Source organism: Streptococcus mitis SK597, assembly GCF_000148545.1.
GTDB classification, from domain to species: domain Bacteria; phylum Bacillota; class Bacilli; order Lactobacillales; family Streptococcaceae; genus Streptococcus; species Streptococcus mitis_C.
Genome location: NZ_AEDV01000044.1, coordinates 47,480 through 68,624, shown reverse-complemented (window position 1 = coordinate 68,624; position 21,145 = coordinate 47,480). Strand labels below are relative to the sequence as shown.

17 protein-coding genes and 1 tRNA gene are annotated in these 21,145 nt (G+C 40.6%); 3 read left to right on the top strand and 15 right to left on the bottom strand.

Annotated elements, in window-relative coordinates; genetic code table 11:
• From SMSK597_RS12845 to SMSK597_RS08030, 6 genes are all read right to left on the bottom strand, one after another.
• The coding region (locus SMSK597_RS12845) for a YSIRK-type signal peptide-containing protein (RefSeq protein WP_001232321.1) at nt 1-1,455 on the bottom strand (1,455 nt) is incomplete at its 3' end.
• Between the two features lie 322 nt (nt 1,456-1,777).
• Nucleotides 1,778-2,245 (bottom strand): 8-oxo-dGTP diphosphatase, encoded by a 468-nt coding sequence (locus SMSK597_RS08050; RefSeq protein ID WP_000091539.1) that lies wholly within the window; start codon nt 2,243-2,245, stop codon nt 1,778-1,780.
• Between the two features lie 72 nt (nt 2,246-2,317).
• Nucleotides 2,318-2,806 carry a GNAT family N-acetyltransferase gene (locus SMSK597_RS08045; protein ID WP_000216000.1) on the bottom strand — a complete coding sequence of 163 codons (489 nt, stop codon included), beginning with the start codon at nt 2,804-2,806 and terminating at the stop codon, nt 2,318-2,320.
• The gene (locus SMSK597_RS08040) at nt 2,772-3,335 is read right to left on the bottom strand and encodes a GNAT family N-acetyltransferase (RefSeq protein ID WP_000639834.1); all 564 of its coding nucleotides are present in this window, start codon (nt 3,333-3,335) and stop codon (nt 2,772-2,774) included. The genes SMSK597_RS08045 and SMSK597_RS08040 overlap by 35 nt, the downstream gene beginning before the upstream one ends.
• Before the next feature lie 9 nt (nt 3,336-3,344).
• Complete coding sequence (gene uvrB, locus SMSK597_RS08035) at nt 3,345-5,333, bottom strand: excinuclease ABC subunit UvrB (RefSeq protein ID WP_000610425.1); 1,989 nt, start codon at nt 5,331-5,333, stop codon at nt 3,345-3,347.
• A gap of 76 nt (nt 5,334-5,409) precedes the next feature.
• The gene (locus tag SMSK597_RS08030; RefSeq protein WP_000653470.1) at nt 5,410-6,363 is read right to left on the bottom strand and encodes a CPBP family intramembrane glutamic endopeptidase; all 954 of its coding nucleotides are present in this window, start codon (nt 6,361-6,363) and stop codon (nt 5,410-5,412) included.
• A gap of 172 nt (nt 6,364-6,535) precedes the next feature.
• On the opposite strand from SMSK597_RS08030, the gene SMSK597_RS08025 reads away from it, so the two are divergent.
• The 3 genes from SMSK597_RS08025 to zwf all read left to right on the top strand — a co-directional run bounded on the left by SMSK597_RS08025 (nt 6,536) and on the right by zwf (nt 11,080).
• On the top strand, nt 6,536-8,701 hold the full coding sequence (locus tag SMSK597_RS08025; protein ID WP_000726276.1) for an ABC transporter substrate-binding protein/permease: 2,166 nt from the start codon (nt 6,536-6,538) through the stop codon (nt 8,699-8,701).
• Entirely contained in the window at nt 8,701-9,441 is a 741-nt protein-coding gene (locus SMSK597_RS0102480; protein WP_001096320.1) for an amino acid ABC transporter ATP-binding protein, read from the top strand. Before SMSK597_RS08025 ends, SMSK597_RS0102480 begins: the two co-directional genes overlap by 1 nt.
• A gap of 151 nt (nt 9,442-9,592) precedes the next feature.
• Nucleotides 9,593-11,080: a glucose-6-phosphate dehydrogenase gene (gene zwf, locus SMSK597_RS08020; RefSeq protein ID WP_000096149.1), complete on the top strand. Its 1,488-nt coding sequence runs from the start codon at nt 9,593-9,595 to the stop codon at nt 11,078-11,080.
• Nucleotides 11,081-11,125: 45 nt separating this feature from the next.
• Here the strand turns inward: zwf and ftsY are convergent, their stop codons facing one another.
• From ftsY to leuD, 9 genes are all read right to left on the bottom strand, one after another.
• Nucleotides 11,126-12,388: a signal recognition particle-docking protein FtsY gene (gene ftsY, locus SMSK597_RS08015; RefSeq protein ID WP_000522295.1), complete on the bottom strand. Its 1,263-nt coding sequence runs from the start codon at nt 12,386-12,388 to the stop codon at nt 11,126-11,128.
• Between the two features lie 3 nt (nt 12,389-12,391).
• Entirely contained in the window at nt 12,392-13,210 is an 819-nt protein-coding gene (locus SMSK597_RS08010) for a Cof-type HAD-IIB family hydrolase (protein WP_000763445.1), read from the bottom strand.
• Nucleotides 13,210-14,004, bottom strand: a complete 795-nt coding sequence (locus tag SMSK597_RS08005; protein ID WP_000153014.1) for a Cof-type HAD-IIB family hydrolase — start codon at nt 14,002-14,004, stop codon at nt 13,210-13,212. Before SMSK597_RS08005 ends, SMSK597_RS08010 begins: the two co-directional genes overlap by 1 nt.
• Nucleotides 14,001-17,540 (bottom strand): chromosome segregation protein SMC, encoded by a 3,540-nt coding sequence (gene smc / locus SMSK597_RS08000; RefSeq protein ID WP_000280949.1) that lies wholly within the window; start codon nt 17,538-17,540, stop codon nt 14,001-14,003. The genes SMSK597_RS08005 and smc overlap by 4 nt, the downstream gene beginning before the upstream one ends.
• A complete protein-coding gene (gene rnc / locus SMSK597_RS07995) occupies nt 17,531-18,229 on the bottom strand; it encodes a ribonuclease III (protein WP_000661494.1) in 699 nt (232 codons plus the stop codon). Before rnc ends, smc begins: the two co-directional genes overlap by 10 nt.
• Nucleotides 18,230-18,413: 184 nt before the next feature.
• Nucleotides 18,414-18,485 (bottom strand) — tRNA-Arg (locus tag SMSK597_RS0102475).
• Nucleotides 18,486-18,551: 66 nt separating this feature from the next.
• Nucleotides 18,552-19,538 carry a GMP reductase gene (locus SMSK597_RS07990; protein ID WP_000931164.1) on the bottom strand — a complete coding sequence of 329 codons (987 nt, stop codon included), beginning with the start codon at nt 19,536-19,538 and terminating at the stop codon, nt 18,552-18,554.
• A gap of 200 nt (nt 19,539-19,738) precedes the next feature.
• Nucleotides 19,739-20,518 (bottom strand): L-threonylcarbamoyladenylate synthase, encoded by a 780-nt coding sequence (locus SMSK597_RS07985; RefSeq protein WP_000160498.1) that lies wholly within the window; start codon nt 20,516-20,518, stop codon nt 19,739-19,741.
• A 27-nt stretch (nt 20,519-20,545) separates the two neighbouring features.
• Complete coding sequence (gene leuD, locus SMSK597_RS07980) at nt 20,546-21,139, bottom strand: 3-isopropylmalate dehydratase small subunit (protein ID WP_000410633.1); 594 nt, start codon at nt 21,137-21,139, stop codon at nt 20,546-20,548.
• Between the last annotated feature and the right edge of the window lie 6 nt (nt 21,140-21,145).

The following is a 21,145-nucleotide window of genomic DNA, read 5'->3' as shown; positions in this document are numbered from 1 at the left end:
AGTTTCTTCTGACAATGCTGTATTTAACGCTGTTTTATCTGCTGTAGGAGTTGTTGGTGCTGGTATTGTTACTGCATCGCTCAAGTCTGATGTAGATCTTGCCACATTAATATTTCCACCATAAGTAGCTGGTATAAATTCTCTGTCTCTAGCTATGTTTCTAGTGGTTATTTTATCTCCAACTTGTAATGCTTCATCCGGTGTCCAACTAGCAGTTCCGTTTACAGCAGTAATTGTTGCTTTTTTAGTGTTGTTTAGATAAAATTCAACAATAGAATCATTAGAATTTCTCGCTGTTGATTTAACTACAGCTCGTTTACCTGCAGCATTTTCCAAATTTTCTACCGTTACTGTTGGTTTATTAGGTTTAACATTTACTTTAAGGGCCTGATCAACATAAATTTCCCCAGTTCTAGAATCCGTAAAGCGTAAACGAAAATCATAAGTACCTACCTCCGCATCACTTCCTCTAGTTGCAAATGTGCGAAGTACAAATTCTCCTTCATTTCTTTGCCCAGTATAATCTAGATAAGCACCAGTAGTAGTAGCACTTGTGTATTGCGGTCTATAACCTCTACCTCTCCTGAACTTTAATATATAACGTGCATCCGGTGCTCGTCCGGCCTCTGTTTCCATACTTCCATCTAAATGATAAAAGGTAACATCACCTTCTGGAACAGCTCTAAGCCCACTTCCTTCAGGCAGACTAGTCCTATTCATACTGTGATTATGTCCTGCGATATTTGTGCCATTTGGTTCAGTATTTTCCGCTTTTATTCCTACTGTTGCTTTACCATTTGTTGTATCTGGTTTAGGAATGAGTTCTCCTTTTGGTTTAGGTACACGTTTTAAACCAGCGTTTTTATATCCAACCAAGGCATTATAAGCAGAATCAATTTCTTTTTGAGTTTTTGCATTAACAAGGACTTCTTTTGCTTTCGCAACTTTTTCTTGTAATACTTTAACAGTATCTTCTGTATAGTCCTTTAAGTTTAATTGATCAATTTCTTTTAGAAGAGATTCCAATTTATCTTTATTAGTAACTACTTCCTTTTCTTTGCCATTTGTTTCTACTTTATTGATTTCCTCCGTCTGATTAGCAGGAATCACTGCTTTATCAGACACTTTAATCTCTTTTTCACCTTGAGCATTAGAACCAGCTCCATCTTCCTTGTTAGATGTTTCCGCTGCAGGCTCAGGAGCTACGATTTCCTTATTTCCCTCAGTTTCTAGAGATTTCTCTAGAGGAACTCCCTCTGTCAAGTTCGTAACACCAGCATTTACCTTTTCAGTATTAGCCGTAGCAGATGATACAGGTAAAGTGTCTGCCTTAACTGCACCATTAGCAAAAAACATTAATGCTGCAACGGCAACACTTGCTGCACCAAAATGGCACTTACGAATAGAATAACGGAATACCTTTTCTCCGTTCACTTCTCGATTTGATTTTCTCATCTAATCGCCTCTTTCTTATTTTTATTTTTGAGGTACTAAAAAATACCCCCCCCCCCTTAAATATTTTAGGAATTTAAGGAAAGGATACATTTTTTAATTTTGGGTACCACACTATTTTAAAAACATAGTACACTTTCTATTTTACATCTTTCTCAGAAAAATTAACAGCATAAGCATATATTTTGTCTAATTCAATTAGCATTTAATTTTAGCGAGTATAGATATTTTTTTCCTAATCTTCTATTACTATTAGACAGGAAATACAACAAGGCCTCCACTATATCGAGGAGGCCTTGGATTATCTCAGTTATTGGGTAAAGGATTAGAAAATTTTCTTTTCCCAATCGTCTTCTGTACGGCGAGGGTAGAAAAATTCAGATTTGTCAGGCGCTTCCATCATCTCCATCAAGGGTAACATATCATAGGCCAGATCCAAGTTTGGAATCTGGTCTTTTTGCACCCAAGAAACTTCTCCTTCATCTGAAGAGCGAAGGGTACCAGAGAACTCAGTCGCCTTATAACAAATGACAATATAGCGCCCACCTGTATCTAGTGGCCAATTTTTAATGCCTACCAGTTGAGGATTTTGGATAGTCAATCCTGTTTCTTCGTAGATTTCACGAATGACAGACTCCGCAAAAGCCTCACCATTTTCTACATGACCTCCAGGAAAGGCATAACCAGACCAGCGATTTGTTTCAGGAGCGCGATACTGCATCACCACGCGCTGCGTTTCGAGGTCTTCAATCAGACAAATGTTTGTTAAAATCGTTAATTGGGAACGGGACATGGATTTACTCGCTTTCTAATTTATTAAATTTTTCAGACTTGTACCAGTGCCATTAGCTTCTACTTTTTAGAATTATTTAGAATAAAATACCATTCGTTTTTCCTTCATAGGCTTTCCAAGTTCAAGTATCTTTTCTTGTCCATCAAAAGTAAAACCCATTTTTTGATAGAAAGCAATGGCTCGTTTATTATCTTTCAATACCCATAAGAAAATTTCAGAAAAATGATTAAGAGCAGTCAAAGCTGCTCTCACTAACTTTTGTGCGATTCCTTTTCCGTAATAGTCTTTTAAAACATATAAAGCAATAATTTCACCAGCTTGAATAGTCTCATCACGAAAGTTGCCATAACTGATAAAACCAACTACCTTCACGCCATCTATCGCAATCAATGTATTTTCTGGATACTTTTGACTAAAGAGTCGACATCTTTCTAATGTCATTGTCTCCTGAAATTCTGCAGGCAAAAGGTTATCATAAGCCTCTCTCCACGTTTGCCAGTGAACGAGGGATTTATCTTCTATCTCTTCAGGAGTTTCCATTGATTTGATAATAACCGTCATTTATTTTCTCCCAGTCTTCTCTCAAAATACCATATTTAATACTATCAAAATATTTACCTTGATAATAACGAACTTTTGGAATATGAGCTTCTTTTTTCATTCTTAATTTTTCAGCAAGTTTCATCATACCAAGATTTCCTGACCAAGTTGTCAAACCCAGATGCTCCAACTCCAAGTAATCCTGAAACGTCCTATCTATCCACTGCAACATAGCAGCTTTTCCAATTCCAGAGTTCCAAAATTTGTTGTCATAAATACCAATTCCCAATTCCATCCATCTTGTTTGTTTACATACCCAATAACGTGAAACAGTCCCAACTAGTTTATCATCAACAAAAATACCAAGGCGATTTGAGTTGCTTAAAATGGATTCTGATTTTTGTAGTTCGAATTCTTTAAAATTTGAAAAATACTGATAATCATCATAATAGGGAGCATCATACTGTTTCCAAACTGGATTAAGCTGTGAATAAGCCATTTCCCATAAAGACATCAAATCTTCTTTCTTTAACTTTCTTAAATAAATCATACTATTCCCCTAATCCAACGCCTTGACTTCCAACATCATATCACGAATCTGAGCTGCTAGTTCAAAGTCAAGCACTTCAACTGCTTCTTGCATTTGTTTCTCCAGTTTCTTGACGAGTTCTTTACGTTCTTGTTTGTTGAGGCTATTGATGTCGACTTCCTTGTCCTCTTCCTTAGCAACTGCCTTGGTCACAGCAATCAGATCACGGATTTCTTTCTTGATTGTCTGAGGCACAATACCGTGTTCTTCATTATAGGCCATCTGGATTTTGCGACGACGGGCAGTTTCATCGATAGCACGTTGCATAGACTGGGTAACGGTGTCCGCATACATGATGACATGGCCTTCGCTGTTACGGGCAGCGCGTCCAATGGTCTGGATGAGTCCACGCTCGTTACGAAGGAAACCTTCCTTGTCAGCATCGAGAATAGCTACGAGGCTCACTTCAGGTACGTCAATCCCTTCACGGAGCAGGTTGATTCCGACCAAGACGTCAAAGACACCCAAGCGCAGGCCGCGGATAATCTCCGTTCGCTCTAAAGTCTTGATATCTGAGTGCATGTACTTGACTTTGATGCCCATTTCCTTGAAGTAGTCGGTCAAGTCCTCTGCCATTTTCTTGGTCAAGGTTGTGATAAAGGTACGTTCGTTCTTCTCAACACGGGCATTGATTTCACCTAAGAGATCATCAATCTGTCCCATAGTCGGACGGACTTCCACCTCTGGGTCCAAAAGACCTGTCGGACGAATGATTTGCTCAATCACTGTCTCAGTCTGTTCAGTTTCATAGTCACCAGGTGTCGCTGAAACGTAAACAATCTGATGCACATGGCTTTCAAACTCTTCACGACGTAAAGGTCGATTGTCCAAGGCAGACGGCAAGCGGAAACCATAATTAACCAGCATTTCTTTACGCGAACGGTCTCCATTGTACATACCCTTGATTTGCCCCATTGTCATGTGGCTCTCATCAATCATAATCATGAAATCATCTGGGAAGAAGTCGAGAAGGGTATAAGGGGGCTCTCCTTCGCTACGACCATCCATGTGGCGTGAATAGTTTTCAACCCCGTTGGTATAGCCCATCTCACGCAACATCTCAATATCATACTCTGTCCGCTGTTTCAAACGTTGGGCTTCAAGCAATTTACCTTCCTTCTCAAAGATAGCTAGTTGCTCTTCTAATTCTGCTTGAATCTTTGCAATGGCAACTTCCATATGGTCGTCATTGGTCACAAAGTGAGTGGCCGGAAAAATCGCTAAATGATCCACTTCTCCCAAGACCTGACCTGTCAAAGCTTCAACCTCACGGATACGGTCAATTTCGTCTCCAAAGAATTCTACTCGAAAGGCGTGTTCATCACGGGAGGCTGGGAAAATTTCCACTACATCCCCACGCACACGAAATCTTCCCCGTTGGAAATCAATATCATTTCGCTCAAACTGAATATCGACCAAGTCATTCAAGAGTTTATCACGAGAAATTTCAAGACCTGGACGGAGACTAACGACACTATCAGCGTATTCCTTGGGCGAACCCAAACCATAGATACAAGAGACTGAGGCCACGACAATAACATCATTACGCTCCAAAAGAGCCGAAGTCGCTGAGTGGCGGAGCTTGTCAATCTCATCATTGACAGAACTATCCTTCTCAATATAGGTATCACTAGAAGGTACATAGGCCTCTGGCTGGTAATAATCATAGTAAGACACAAAGTACTCAACGGCATTTTCAGGGAAAAATTCCTTGAACTCTCCATATAGCTGGCCTGCCAGAGTTTTATTGTGGGCAATGACCAGAGTTGGTTTATTGACTTTGGAAATGACCTGACTCATGGTATAGGTCTTCCCTGTTCCGGTCGCCCCCATCAGAATCTGTGCTTTTTCGCCCCCCTCGATATTATCTACCAACTGTTCGATAGCTTGAGGTTGGTCTCCTGATGGTTGATATTTTGATACTAGTTTAAATTGATTGTCTGTAATGCGATTGATCATAAGAATCCTCTCTCGATGTGCTATTCCTATTTTAGCATACTTATAGCATTTTCACGAAGAAAAGGACGGACCCAAGTCACATCCTTTCATTTTCTTTCTTTAATTGGTAAGCGAGATAGACAATCAGCAGTAGTAAAACCAGACTTGTCATGATAGAACCTTCAATCCCAAAAGATCCTCCTGATAACCAGCCTTGATTGCCTTGTGGTAAAAAGGTCATCAGAGACGTTCCTGATGGTTGACCACTAACTAAAATCCCAAACAGATTTCCTTGAGCAAAATTCCAGGCGCCATGAATACCTGCAATACCCCAAACAGTATCTGTTTTGAGGAGATAAAGTGACATGGCAACTCCGAATAAAAAGAGATCAATTGCAGATAAGAAAGTTATGCCTGGATTTCCTAAATGAAGTAAGGTAAAGAGACTACTAGATATGATAATAGCGACTTTAAGATTGGTTCTCTTAGCCAATTGTGGAATCAGCCAAGCACGAGTAACCAATTCTTCTGCCGTTCCTTGTAAAATCCAAAAAGGTATTGTAAATAAAGTAAAAGCTAGCGAATAAGTATCCAAGTGAATGGAGTCAAATTGATACTGCCCCAACACTACTAGTCCAGCCAAAGCAAGTATAAAGAGGGATAGACCAAGACCGTATCCTTTAAATAAGGAACTTAAAAAATTTTCTTTATAGAATCCCAAGGTTCGAATCGGTCTTTTCTCTACTTTTCTAGTCCATCTAAACACAGTTAAGATGATAAAACCAAAGGACAATAATTCAAATATTAAATGGATGTCACTTGTTTTATCAGATAAATTCTGAAATAACATTTGAAGGAAATCTGCAATTCTTTGACCACCCATACCAAGATTGCTAAATAGCCCGATCAATGCTAAAAAACTAAGGCCAAAAAATAGAGAAGATATGAACTCAGATATATAGACGAAAAATAGAGCTAACAAGGGGCTTGTGTAAATGTTTAAACTCATTTTAGAAGTTTCAAAGTCTTTTAAGATTCTTTTGTCTTTCATAACTTTATCCTCTTTTACTATATGATATACCTTTATTATAGCACTTCTGTTGTGTGATTCAAGACAAAACAAGAATTATGGATGTTATATTTTCTAACACGGAAATATAAAAATTTGCCTTTTTTTACTTTTTCTGATATAATGGGAAAATATTCGGAAAAGGAGACTAAAAATGAAGAAAAAATTTCTAGCATTTTTGCTAATTTTATTCCCAATTTTCTCATTAGGTATTGCCAAAGCAGAGACGATTAAGATTGTTTCTGATACCGCCTATGCACCTTTTGAGTTTAAAGATTCAGATCAAACTTATAAAGGAATTGATGTTGACATTATCAGCAAAGTCGCTGAGATTAAAGGATGGAACATTCAGATGTCCTATCCTGGATTTGACGCAGCGGTCAATGCGGTTCAAGCTGGGCAAGCTGACGCTATCATGGCAGGGATGACAAAGACGAAAGAACGTGAAAAAGTCTTCACCATGTCTGATACTTACTATGATACAAAAGTTGTCATTGCTACTACAAAATCACATAAGATTAGTAAATATGACCAATTAACTGGCAAAACCGTTGGTGTTAAAAACGGAACTGCTGCTCAACGTTTTCTTGAAACAATCAAAGATAAATACGGCTTTACTATTAAAACATTTGACACTAGTGATTTGATGAACAACAGCTTGAGTGCTGGTGCCATTGATGCCATGATGGATGACAAACCTGTTATCGAATATGCCATCAACCAAGGTCAAGACCTCCATATTGAAATGGATGGGGAAGCTGTAGGAAGTTTTGCTTTCGGTGTGAAGAAAGGAAGCAAATACGAGCACCTAGTTACTGAATTTAACCAAGCCTTGGCTGAAATGAAAAAAGATGGTAGCCTTGATAAAATCATCAAAAAATGGACTGCTTCATCGTCTTCAGCAGTGCCAACTACAACTACTCTTGCAGGCTTAAAAGCTATTCCCGTTAAGGCTAAATATATCATTGCCAGCGATTCTTCTTTTGCACCTTTTGTTTTCCAAAATTCAAGCAACCAATACACTGGTATTGATATGGAATTGATTAAGGCAATCGCTAAAGACCAAGGTTTTGAAATTGAAATCACCAACCCTGGTTTCGATGCTGCTATCAGTGCTGTTCAAGCTGGACAAGCTGACGGTATCATTGCTGGTATGTCTGTCACAGATGCTCGTAAGGCAACTTTTGACTTCTCAGAATCATACTACACTGCTAATACAATCCTTGGTGTCAAAGAATCAAGTACCATTGCTTCTTATGAAGATTTGAAAGGGAAGACAGTTGGTGTTAAAAACGGAACTGCTTCTCAAACCTTCCTAACAGAAAATCAAAGCAAATACGGCTACAAAATCAAAACCTTCGCTGATGGTTCATCAATGTATGACAGTTTAAACACTGGTGCCATCGATGCCGTTATGGATGATGAACCTGTTCTCAAATATTCTATCAGCCAAGGTCAAAAATTGAAAACCCCAATCGCTGGAACTCCAATTGGTGAAACAGCCTTTGCCGTTAAAAAAGGAGCAAATCCAGAATTGATTGAAATGTTCAATAACGGACTTGCAAACCTTAAAGCAAACGGTGAATTCCAAAAGATTCTTGATAAATACCTAGCTAGTGAGTCTTCAACCGCTTCAACAAGCACTGTTGATGAGACAACTATCTGGGGTCTGCTTCAAAACAACTACAAACAACTCCTTAGCGGTCTTGGTATCACTCTTGCTCTAGCTCTTATCTCATTTGCTATTGCCATTGTCATTGGGATTATCTTCGGTATGTTTAGCGTTAGCCCCTACAAATCTCTTCGCGTAATCTCTGAGATTTTCGTAGACGTTATCCGTGGTATTCCATTGATGATTCTTGCAGCCTTCATCTTCTGGGGAATTCCAAACTTCATCGAGTCTATCACAGGCCAACAAAGTCCAATTAACGACTTTGTAGCTGGAACCATTGCCCTCTCACTCAATGCAGCTGCTTATATCGCTGAAATCGTTCGTGGTGGTATTCAGGCCGTTCCAGTTGGTCAAATGGAAGCCAGCCGCAGCTTGGGTATTTCTTATGGAAAAACCATGCGTAAGATTATCTTGCCACAAGCAACTAAATTGATGTTGCCAAACTTTGTTAACCAATTCGTTATCGCTCTGAAAGATACAACTATCGTATCTGCTATCGGTTTGGTGGAACTCTTCCAAACTGGTAAGATTATCATTGCCCGTAACTACCAAAGTTTCAAGATGTATGCAATCCTTGCTATCTTCTATCTTGTAATTATCACGCTTTTGACTAAACTAGCGAAACGCTTAGAAAAGAGGATTCGTTAATGGCAAAATTAAAAATTGATGTAAATGATTTACACAAAAACTACGGAAAAAATGAAGTTTTAAAAGGAATTACGACTAAATTCTATGAAGGAGATGTTGTCTGTATCATCGGTCCTTCAGGTTCTGGTAAGTCAACTTTCCTTCGTAGCCTAAATCTTTTAGAAGAAGTTACTAGCGGTCACATCACTGTGAACGGTTATGACTTAACTGAAAAAACAACCAACGTTGACCACGTCCGTGAAAATATCGGAATGGTGTTCCAACACTTCAATCTCTTCCCACACATGTCTGTATTGGACAACATCACCTTTGCTCCTATTGAGCACAAGTTGATGACTAAGGAAGAAGCTGAAAAATTGGGAATGGAGTTGCTTGAAAAGGTTGGACTAGCAGATAAGGCTAAGGCCTGTCCAGATAGCCTGTCAGGTGGTCAAAAACAACGTGTAGCCATCGCTCGTGGACTTGCAATGAATCCAGACATCATGCTCTTTGATGAACCAACTTCTGCCCTTGACCCTGAAATGGTCGGAGACGTACTAAACGTTATGAAGGAATTGGCTGAGCAAGGTATGACCATGATTATCGTAACCCATGAGATGGGATTTGCTCGTCAGGTTGCCAACCGAGTTATCTTTACTGCAGATGGCGAGTTCCTAGAAGACGGAACACCTGATCAAATCTTTGATAACCCTCAACACCCACGTCTGAAAGATTTCTTGGACAAGGTCTTAAACGTCTAATACTCAAACTGTAAGGATTTCCTTGCAGTTTTTTTCTATCTCGTATTGGAATTTTTGATTTTTCGGAAAATTATGTTAGAATTAAGTTTATGAAATGAGGTTTCCTCATACCTAGCAAAACTAGGAATAAAAATAGAAATTAGGTAGCTAGATGTCATCTAAGGTTATTGTTACAATTTTCGGTGCGAGTGGAGACCTGGCTAAACGCAAGCTCTACCCTTCCCTATTTAGACTATATAAATCCGGCAATCTTTCCAAACATTTTGCCGTCATTGGAACTGCCCGTCGTCCTTGGAGCAAGGAATATTTTGAATCTGTTGTAGTCGAATCGATCCTTGATTTGGCAGATAGTACCGAACAGGCTCAAGAGTTCGCTAGCCACTTCTACTATCAAAGTCATGATGTCAATGATACAGAACACTATATTGCTCTACGTCAATTGCAGGCTGAACTAAATGACAAGTACCAAGCTGAACACAACAAGCTATTCTTCTTATCTATGGCACCTCAGTTCTTTGGAACTATTGCCAAACACCTCAAGTCTGAAAATATCGTAGATGGAAAAGGTTTTGAGCGCTTAATCGTTGAAAAACCATTTGGTACAGATTACGCAACTGCAAGCAAGTTGAATGATGAACTCCTGGCAACATTTGACGAAGAACAAATTTTCCGTATCGACCATTATCTTGGTAAGGAAATGATTCAAAGCATCTTTGCAGTTCGCTTTGCAAACTTGATTTTTGAAAATGTTTGGAATAAGGACTTTATCGACAATGTTCAAATTACCTTTGCTGAGCGCTTGGGTGTAGAAGAACGTGGTGGCTACTATGACCAATCTGGTGCCCTCCGTGACATGGTACAGAACCACACTCTACAACTGCTTTCCCTCCTTGCCATGGACAAGCCAGCAAACTTCACAAAGGACGAGATTCGTGCTGAGAAGATTAAGGTCTTTAAAAATCTCTATCATCCAACTGATGAAGAGCTTAAAGAACACTTTATCCGTGGTCAATACCGTTCAGGTAAGATTGATGGCATGAAATACATCTCTTATCGTAGCGAGCCAAATGTAAATCCAGAATCAACAACTGAAACCTTTGCATCTGGTGCCTTCTTTGTAGACAGCGATCGCTTCCGTGGTGTTCCTTTCTTCTTCCGTACTGGTAAACGTCTGACTGAAAAAGGAACTCATGTCAACATCGTCTTTAAACAAATGGATTCTATATTTGGAGAACCACTTGCTCCAAATATTTTGACCATCTATATCCAACCAACAGAAGGCTTCTCTCTTAGCCTAAATGGGAAGCAAGTAGGAGAAGAATTTAACTTGGCTCCAAACTCACTTGATTACCGTACAGATGCGACCGCAACTGGTGCTTCTCCAGAGCCATACGAAAAATTGATTTATGATGTCCTAAATAACAACTCAACTAACTTTAGCCACTGGGATGAAGTTGGTGCGTCATGGAAATTGATTGACCGTATCGAAGAACTCTGGGCCGAAAATGGTGCTCCACTACATGACTATAAAGCTGGAAGCATGGGACCTCAAGCAAGCTTTGACTTACTTGAAAAATTCGGTGCCAAATGGACTTGGCAACCAGATATCGCCTATCGTCAAGATGGTCGTTTAGAATAAAAAAATTTCCTGCAAGTTTGTACCTTGCAGGATTTTTGCTTCTGATTAGATTAAGCCTTCTAAGAGCCCCTTCATAAAGTTTTCTGAGTTAAATTCTCCAATATCATCGATTTTTTCACCAAAACCAATCAATTTTACAGGAATATTGAGTTCTTCACGGATGGCTAGAACAACACCACCTCGAGCAGTTCCATCAATCTTAGTCAAGACAATTCCCGTTAAAGGTGTAATTTTTGAAAATTCTTTGGCCTGTACCAGGGCATTTTGACCTGTTGATGCATCCAGAGCCAAGAAGGTTTCATGCGGTGCTTCTGGCACAACACGTTTGATGATACGACCAATCTTTTCCAACTCAGCCATAAGGTTATCCTTATTTTGCAGACGACCAGCTGTGTCAATCATAAGAATGTCGATACCTTCAGCCACGGCACGTTCCATACCATCAAAGACCACACTGGCTGGGTCAGCTTTTTCAGGTCCAGTTACAACTGGAACATCTACACGTCGACCCCATTCAGCTAGCTGGGCTACTGCCCCTGCACGGAAGGTATCTGCCGCAACCAGCATGACCTTCTTACCTGCTTGTTTGTAGCGGTGGGCTAGTTTCCCAATAGAAGTTGTTTTCCCAACACCATTAACACCAACAAAGAGCATGACTGTCAAGCCATCTTGGAAGTGGATGCTTTCATCGTAGTTACCATCCTTTTCATAAAGCTCAACCAATTTCTCAATGATGACACGGCGAAGTGCATCAGGTTTCTTGGCGTTTTCAAGCTTGGCTTCGTAGCGTAACTCCTCTGTTAAGTTAGAAGCGACCTGTACACCAACGTCACTCATGATCAGCAGTTCTTCCAGTTCCTCGAAAAATTCTTCATCAACAGAGCGGAAATTTGCAAAGAAGGCATTCAAGCGGGCTCCGAAGCCTGTACGAGTTTTCTTAAGACTGCGGTCATATTTTTCCTGAACAGTTTCTTCTGCTTGAGGCGTTTCTGCTTCAAGAACTTCAGAACTATTTTCTTCTACAGTTTCTAGGAGCTCAGTATTCTCTTCCTCTGGGACTTCTTCTTGTTGAACTTCTACAACTGGTTCTGAATCCGTACTTTCTTCAACTGTGACTTGGATTTCCTCTTCTTCAAACACAGCTTCTTCAGAACTTTCAACCTCTGCTTCTTCTTGAGGAACTTCCTCAGCTTCTGCAAGGGCAAGCTCATTATCTGCAGACAAATCAAGATTTTCCAGAGCTTCTTTTACAACTTCTTCGATTTTAGGTTCTTCTTTTTTTCCGAATAGACGGTCAAATAATCCCATATCTTAGTTCTCCTTTAGCACATATTCTTCGATAGCCCAGGCGACAGCTTCCTCATCATTGGTCATTGGAGTTACCACATTTGCGACTGCCTTGACTTCAGGAACAGCGTTTTGCATGGCAACACCGAGCCCTGCCCATTCAATCATAGAAAGGTCATTGGCTTCATCACCACAGGCCATGACTTGGCTTTGATTGATTCCAAGATGGCTGATTAGTTTTGCCAAACCTGTTGCTTTATGAACATTCTTTGGTGACCACTCTAGCAACATTTCACGTGATTTAAAGATTTCATATTGGTCAAACAATTCTGGAGAAATCTTCTGAATGGCTGCATCCAAGGGTTCTTGAGCAAAGGCAGTCACGCATTTATTGTAAGTCATTTGACTAGATAAGTCTTCAAAGTCCACTGGAACAAAAGTCAAAGCTGGATTAAATTTGGCATAAAGACTTTCTTGGTCGGATTGGATTTGATAAACAGTTCCTTCTGAGATAGCATCAAGAGGCAGTGATAATTTCTCTGTTTCCTCGTACAAGCGTGCCACATCATCATATGAAAAGACTGTTTTATCAAGGATTTCTCCTGTATTTTTCTGAACCAAACCACCATTAAAAGTAATCGTATACTCATCTTCTTGGCCGTCAGTCCCTAGCTCATGGAGAAAGAAATCCATAGCTTTTAAGGGACGACCAGTTGTTAATACGACCTTGATACCACGATCACGTGCAGCTTTCAGGGTTGCCTTGGTTCGATCTGTCAGCCTTTTATCAGTAGTCAGCAAGGTCCCATCCAAGTCCAATGCAATCAATTTTATATCTGCCATTATAAGCCCTCCATATAAGCTATAACCGACTGGTCCTTATGGTGACCAATCACAGTCTCTGCTAATTCTAAAATTTCTGGTCGTGCATTTTCAGGAGCTACAGGATGTCCCACAACCTGCATCATATGCAAGTCATTTAGATTATCTCCAAAAGCCATAACCTGATTCATTGTGATACCAAGTTTTTTAGCTAATTCAACAATAGCCACACCCTTATCGACATAATCCAGAACAATATCAATAGATTCAAAGCCAGTTGTCATGGCCTTAACACCAGGAACGTTTTCATTAACCCAAGTTTCTCCAGCTTCTAGCGTTTCTTCTGTGAAGTTGGTTGTAAATTTGAAAATGTCATCTGTGATATCTTCCAAATTCGCTACTTTTTGGATATTTTCATTATAGTGCTGACTCACTTTTAAATAGATCTCATCAACCGTATCTAGCACATAAGAGCCTTTTTTCCCCGTCAAGAGCAGTTTATTGATATCTACATAAGGTGACGTTTTCAGCTTTTCAAAAGTCGTCAGATAAAAGTCACGAGACATGGTCGCTTCATACAAGTCTTGACCTTGATACTCTACCAAACTGCCATTCTCCGCGATGAAAATAATGTCATCACGAATATCAGCAAATAATTTTTCTAAAGACAGAAATCCTCGACCCGAAGCTACCGCAAAGTAAATCCCTTTTTTCTTATAGGAAACTAAGAGAGACTTGAGACGATCCATATCAAAGCAACCATTCCCATCTAGGAAGGTTCCGTCCATATCCGTTGCTACTAGTTTAATTGTCATCCTTCAATACTTTCTAAATCTTTTAACTTAACTGAAACAATTTTTGAGACACCTGATTCTTGCATGGTCACACCATAGATAGAATCAGCCGCTGCCATGGTTCCCTTACGGTGGGTTACGACAATGAACTGGCTATCCTTGTCAAAACGATTGAGGTAATCCCCGAAACGTTTAACATTGGCTTCATCCAGTGCAGCCTCTACCTCATCCAAGATAACAAAAGGAATGGTCTTGACACGAACAATGGAGAAAAGCAAGGCAAGAGCCGATAGAGCTTTTTCACCACCACTCATGAGGTTAAGCGACTGGATTTTTTTACCTGGAGGTTGAACAGAAATCTCAACCCCAGCTGTCAGCAAGTCTCCCTCAGTCAAAATGAGGTCCGCCTGACCTCCACCAAACATCTGCTTGAAGGTCACTTTAAAGGACTCACGAATAGCTTCAAAGGTTGATTTAAAGCGGTCTTTGACCTCATCATTCATCTCTGTAATGGTTTCAAGGAGCAGATTTCTCGCTGACAAAATATCGTCTCGCTGACTATTTAGAAAGGCCAGACGGTTGTGCACTTCTTCGTACTGTTCAATAGCATCCAAGTTGACAGGACCCAGCGAGCGAATAGCCTTCTCTAAATCCTTAACCTCTTGCTCCGCCAGATTGAGATTTTCCAACTCATGCGCTTTTTCTAGAGCTTCAGTGTAGCTGATCTGGTACTGGTCTGTTAATTGACTTTGTAGATGGCGCAAGCGCTCGCTGACCTTTTCTTTCTTGGCTTCAGCACGTGTTTGCTTGCGAATCCACTCCTCATTCTGCTGGCGAGCCTGATCCAAATGACTAGCAATATCATCCAGCTGACCTTCAATATCATCCAACTCAAACTGCTTGCGAATCAAACCTTGTTGGAGATTTGTTTTCTGATTTTTGGCTTCTTCAGCCTGCTGACTGAGCAAATCCGTATCAACTTTCTCAAGATTGTCAACCTTTTCTTGAAGAAGGCGCTGGATTTCCTCTTGTTCGACATCTAGATTGTCCAATTCCTTGCCTAAACGCTCAATATCAGCTACTTCATAACGTTTTTGTCCTTGCAGTTCAGTCTTAAGCAAGCGAGCCTGCGCTAGCTCTTCCTGCAAGTTTTGATAGCGTTCTTGGATGGCGTTTTTGTTAGACTTAATCTCTTCAATCTCAGCTTCCAGATTTTGCTTGTCACTGGCAATAGTAGCAAGGCGTGCTTGACATTTTTCCTTATCCGCTTGCCAATCTCCCTCAGAAAGACGATCTAATTCCTCTTCTTGGAGTTTCCAAAGAGTTTCTAGCTCTTCAACTTGCTGACTGGTCTGCTGATAAGCGAGGGACAAGCCTTGCTCCTGAATACGTGCCTGTTCTCCCTGAGATTTAATACCTTCTAATCTTTCTGTCAATCTAGCCATCTGGTCTTGTAAGGTCTTCAAAGCCACTTCTTCTGAACGAAGACTTGCTTCCTCTTCAGCAATTTCTTTTTGTAATTGCTCCAGTTCTGGCTTGATGAAGATGCTGTTGTTCTGACGATTGGCTCCACCTGCATAGGAACCACCTGTACGCAGCTCTGTCCCATCCAATGTCACCATGCGAACCTGATAACGAACTTGTCGAGCAGCTTCACGCGCATGTTCTACTGTATCAAAAATAGCTGTTGTAGCTAGCAAATTCTTGAAAATGGCTTCTAGTCTCTTATCAAACGACACCAACTCATCTGCCATGCCAAGGAAGCCTGGACTTGCTGCGATAGCATCTTGATTCTGACTAGAAATCGTACGAGCCTTGATTGTTGTCAAAGGAAGGAAGGTTGCACGACCGGCTCTGTTTCGTTTAAGGAAATCAATGGCCTTGGTTGCCGCCTCTTCATCTTCTACGATGATATGCTGGCTACTTGCCCCTAAGGCAATCTCTAGGGCAGTTTGATAATGCACATCAAAAGTCAAGTGCTCACTGACTGCACCAATAATCCCACCAAGGCGATCTTTTTCTTGGAGAACACTCTTAACACCTGCATAAAAGTTACTGTGATTTCTAAGGATATTTTCCAAACTTTGGGCTCTGGCCTGCTTGTTTTTGAGATTATCCAGACGGTCAAAGAGTTGACTTTGTTGAGCTTGATAGGAAGCTTTCTGCTCCTCTTGCTCCTTGGCAATAGCTTGGTAGTCGGCCAATAATTTTTGAACCTGCTCCTTGGCAGTTTCAAGCTCTTCTTTTTGCTGACTAGCCTTCTCTTTAGCTGTAGCCAGTTGTTCTTTGAGCTTTTGTAGTTGATCTGCTTGTTTTTGAGAAAGCTGACGACTATTTTCCAACTCATTCTCGATGCGGGTCAACTGGTTCGAGACATCTGCTTCTTCTTGTAAAAGAGCGACAAAGCGTTCACGCAAGAGCTCAATCATCTGATCAGGATCATCTGAAAAAGCCAGCAATTCAGCTTCTAAACGATTGAGTTTTTGATTATTTTGGACTAGATTTTCCTCTAACAGAGCTAAAGAGCTTTCTTTATCAGATTTTTCTTGGCTGAGTAAATTTCTCTTATCCTCCAAAGCAGCCAAACGAGTTTGTGCTTCCTGTTGATTGAGGGCTACTTGTTCAGATTCTAATTTTGATAGGGCTAATTTTCTCTCTAAATCACTAATCAGACTGGTCAAATCCATCAAACCGCCCTGGTCTTTGGCCATTTCAGCCTGTAAATCTTGGCGTTGCTTTTTAAGAGTTTGATTTTCTTTTTCTAATTTTTCACGCTTTTGGTAGTAGCTCGTCAAGAGTTCCTGAACCTGAGCCAACTCTTCTTCTGTCGAGTCTAGTTCAACCTTATTTTCCTTGATTTGAGCAACCAGAACGTCTAAATAAATAGCCTTACGTTGTCCTTCCAAGTCTAGAAACTTACGAGCATTTTCAGCTTGCTTCTCAAGAGGCTTGATTTGATTGTCCAACTCGTAGATAATGTCCTCTAAGCGGTCTAGATTATCCTGAGTTTGTTGCAATTTGCTCTCAGTCTCTTTTCTACGAGTCTTGTATTTTAAAACTCCTGCAGCTTCTTCAAAAATAGCTCGGCGTTCCTCAGGCTTGGAATTAAAAATCTCCTCAACCTTCCCTTGGGAAATGATGGAGAAGGAATCTCGTCCCAATCCAGTATCTAAGAAAAGGTCATGAATATCACGCAGACGGACTTTCTTGCCGTCAATCTTGTATTCGCTATCTCCACTACGATAGATATGGCGTTCTACCCTGATTTCTTGACCTGCATCCTTGATAAATCCGTCATGATTATCCAAAGTCACAACTACAGAAGCATAATTGAGCGGTTTGCGACTTTCTGTTCCAGCAAAGATGACATCCGGCATCTTGCCCCCACGGAGACTCTTAACACTTGACTCCCCCAAGGCCCAACGCAGACTTTCTGTAATATTAGACTTTCCAGATCCATTGGGTCCAACAACTGCCGTCACACCTTGGTCAAAGACGACCTTGGTCTTGTCAGCAAAAGACTTGAATCCCTGAATTTCGATTTCCTTTAAATACATGAATCCAGACCTTTCTCAACGGCATTTTTAGCAGCTTCCTGCTCTGCTAATTTCTTAGAACGACCTTGACCTTGACCGATGCTCTTACCTTCAACAAGAACTTCTACATCAAAGACCTTATCATGGGCAGGACCCGTTTCAGAAATCACCTGATAACGAATAGCCACATCCCCATTGACCTGTAGTAACTCTTGGAGATGGGTTTTGTAGTCTGTAATCATCTCAAATTCGCCTGCTTCAACCTTAGGAATCATGACTTGATAGATAAATTCCTTGACCTTGACCACATCCTTGTCCAAAAGGAGGGCACCAAGAAAGGCTTCAAAGGCATCACCAAGAATGGTATCACGATTGCGCCCCCCAGATTTTTCTTCCCCCTTACCCAGCTTGATAAACTGATCAAACTGGCAATCACGCGCAAAACCAGCCAAACTCTCCTCGCGGACAATCATGGCACGGAGTTTGGACAAATCACCCTCAGGTTTTTTAGGATATTTTTTATACAGATATTCTGAAATCAATAACTGTAGAACAGCGTCTCCTAAAAATTCCAAGCGCTCATTGTGTGAAATTTTTAAGAGGCGGTGCTCATTGGCATAACTCGTATGAGTAAAGGCAGTTTCCAGTAAATTTTTGTCTGCAAATTCGATTGCAAAATGGTTCTTTAGTACAGTTTGTAATTCTTTCATACCAACCTCTTTCTAACTGATAACAGTCCTTTTTATTATATCAAAAAAAGCCCCCTGAGTCACTCTAAAACGGGACTGGAAAGCATTTGGGCATTCTTTAAAATAAGATTTTCAGTTTTCGGAGCAAATTTGGGTCAGAATAAAGAAAAAAGCCCTATTTAAAGGCTTTCTTAGGATGTTTACATCCACCCTGAGGGAATCGAACCCCCATCTCAAGAACCGGAATCTTACGTGATATCCATTACACTAAAGGTGGAAACTTGTTTTATTATAACAGAAATTTGCTCTAATAACAAGTTTTTTTCTAGACGGATAGCCCGTCTTAGTGGGAAGCATCCCCATTCCAGATTGAGTTTTTCACGATAACATAATCAACGTGTTTAAGGTCAGCAACCTGACGTCCACCTGCATAAGAAATAGCACTTTGAAGGTCTTGTTCCATCTCAGTTAAAGTGTCTTGCAGATGACCTTTAGCAGGAAGCAAGATGCGTTTCCCCTCCACATTTTTGTAAGCACCTTTTTGATATTGTGAAGCTGAACCGTAGTACTCTTTGAATTGTTCACCATCGACTTCAATCGTTTTCCCTGGACTTTCGATGTGTCCTGCAAAGAGGGAACCAATCATAACCATGCTGGCACCGAATCGGATAGACTTGGCAATATCACCGTGAGTACGAATTCCTCCATCAGCGATAATCGGTTTACGCGCAGCCTTAGCACACCAGCGTAGAGCAGCCAACTGCCAACCACCTGTACCAAAACCAGTCTTGACCTTGGTGATACAAACCTTACCAGGTCCAATTCCGACCTTAGTAGCATCCGCACCAGCATTTTCCAATTCACGCACAGCTTCTGGTGTTCCCACATTTCCAGCAATGACAAAAGTATCTGGCAATTCTTTCTTGATGTGTTGAATCATAGAAATCACGCTATCCGCATGACCATGGGCAATATCAATCGTGATGTACTCAGGAGCATCAGCCTTGAGCTGGCTGACAAAATCATACTCATAATCCTTAACACCGACAGAGATAGAAGCAATGAGCCCTTGATCGTGCATGCGTTTAATAAAAGGAATGCGCCCTGCCTCATCAAAACGATGCATAATGTAGAAGTAACCACCTTTAGCCAGTTGCTCTGCTACATTTTCATCCAAAATCGTCTGCATATTAGCTGGCACAACAGGTAGTTTAAAGGTGTGATTTCCTAGAGTGACACTTGTATCCGCTTCTGCACGGCTTTTAATGACACATTTATTTGGAATCAATTGAATATCTTCGTAATCAAAAATTGGAAATTCATTTAACATATCGATGTCTCGTTTCTTTTGTAATGACCTACCTATGCTTGCGCATCTCTACGTCTTTTCCGACGTTTCCTTAATTTATTATAAACCAAAGTACAGTTTTTGTCAAATTATTTTATGAATTAAAATATATCGTTCGGGTTTTATTGTGTAAATGACAAAATAAAGAGGAGAGATTATTTTCTCCCCACTTCTTCTACATTCTAATAATACTCGCCCTGACGGTAGTCCCATGAGTTAAAGGTATCTGACAGGTGCATCATAATCTTATCAATGTCAAGCCCTTTACGGATTACAACTGGAGCTGGTGAAGTTGATCGTGCTCCCCCTTGTTCTGGGATGAGTTTGCCATCTTTATCGACCATAGACACCATCACGCCTTGCTCATAGCGAGTTTCAATCGTTTTGTCAGGTTGGATGGATGCCACATAGTCGTCTGCTTCGATGACAAGGTCTACAGCTCCTTCAATACGTTCTCCGATACCTTCTACCTTACCACGGTTTCCTTTTCCAGATGGGTTAGCTGATGAGGCATAAACCATCTTGCCTTCTTCCCAAAGTTTGGCAGCCAATTGTTCACCAGCTTTCCCAAACTTGATAACAAAACAGCTAGTACCACGCACGTCAGTCATAAGTTCTTCACGGCCATCACCGTATGCTTTGAGTTTTTCAAAGGCTTCTGGTTTCCAAGGAAGGATACAACCAAGAAGAATATCTTCATCCCAATGTTTTTGGTAAAAGGCTTCAATTTCTGGGTTAAGTTGTGCTAAAGCACGAAGCTCATCCATGCTACCGCAGAGAACAACACCTGGTTTGTTACGGTTACGTTCTTTAGCTGCGAACTTACGTTCAAGACCAGCCTTATCACTAGTCATGATGATGTAACCAACTTTAGTAGGGCAAACGATACATCCACCCTCACCTTTTAAAATGTCATATCCTTCTTGTGAAAGTGTTCCGTTCCATTGAATGTGTTTTGTCATAGTTCTATTTCCTTTTCTATTTTTCTTCTAATCCTGCCAGTAGGCTGGTCGTTGTTTTTCATAAGCAGCAATCAAATCTTCATACTGCAAGGTAATACCGATATCATCCAAACCATTTAAGAGCTTGTGTTTCCACTCGCTATCGATTTCAAAAGTGAATTCTCCAATTGGTGAGATGATTTTTTGTTGTTCCAAGTCCACAGTTACCTGGTCACTTGGTTGTAGCTGGGCTAGTTTCTCTCGAACCTCTCTCGGCTGAACAATAGGCAACATGCCATTATTGAGTTCATTATTGTAATGAATATCCCCAAAAGACCCTGCAATCACGACCTTAAAACCATAGTCCGCTAAAGCCCAAGCTGCGTGTTCCCTCGAAGAACCTGCCCCAAAGTTATCACCTGAGATGAGGATAGTTGCTTTCCGATATTCAGGTCGATTAAAGACAAACCCTGGATCCTCAGTATACTTGTCGTCCAGATAACGCCAAGCATACATGAGGTACTTACCAAAGCCTTTTTTATCAATCAACTTGAGAAACTGCTTGGGTAGGATTTGGTCAGTGTCGATGTTATCATTCATGAGAGGAACAGTCGTTCCCGTATAAACTGTAAATTTCTCCATATCCTC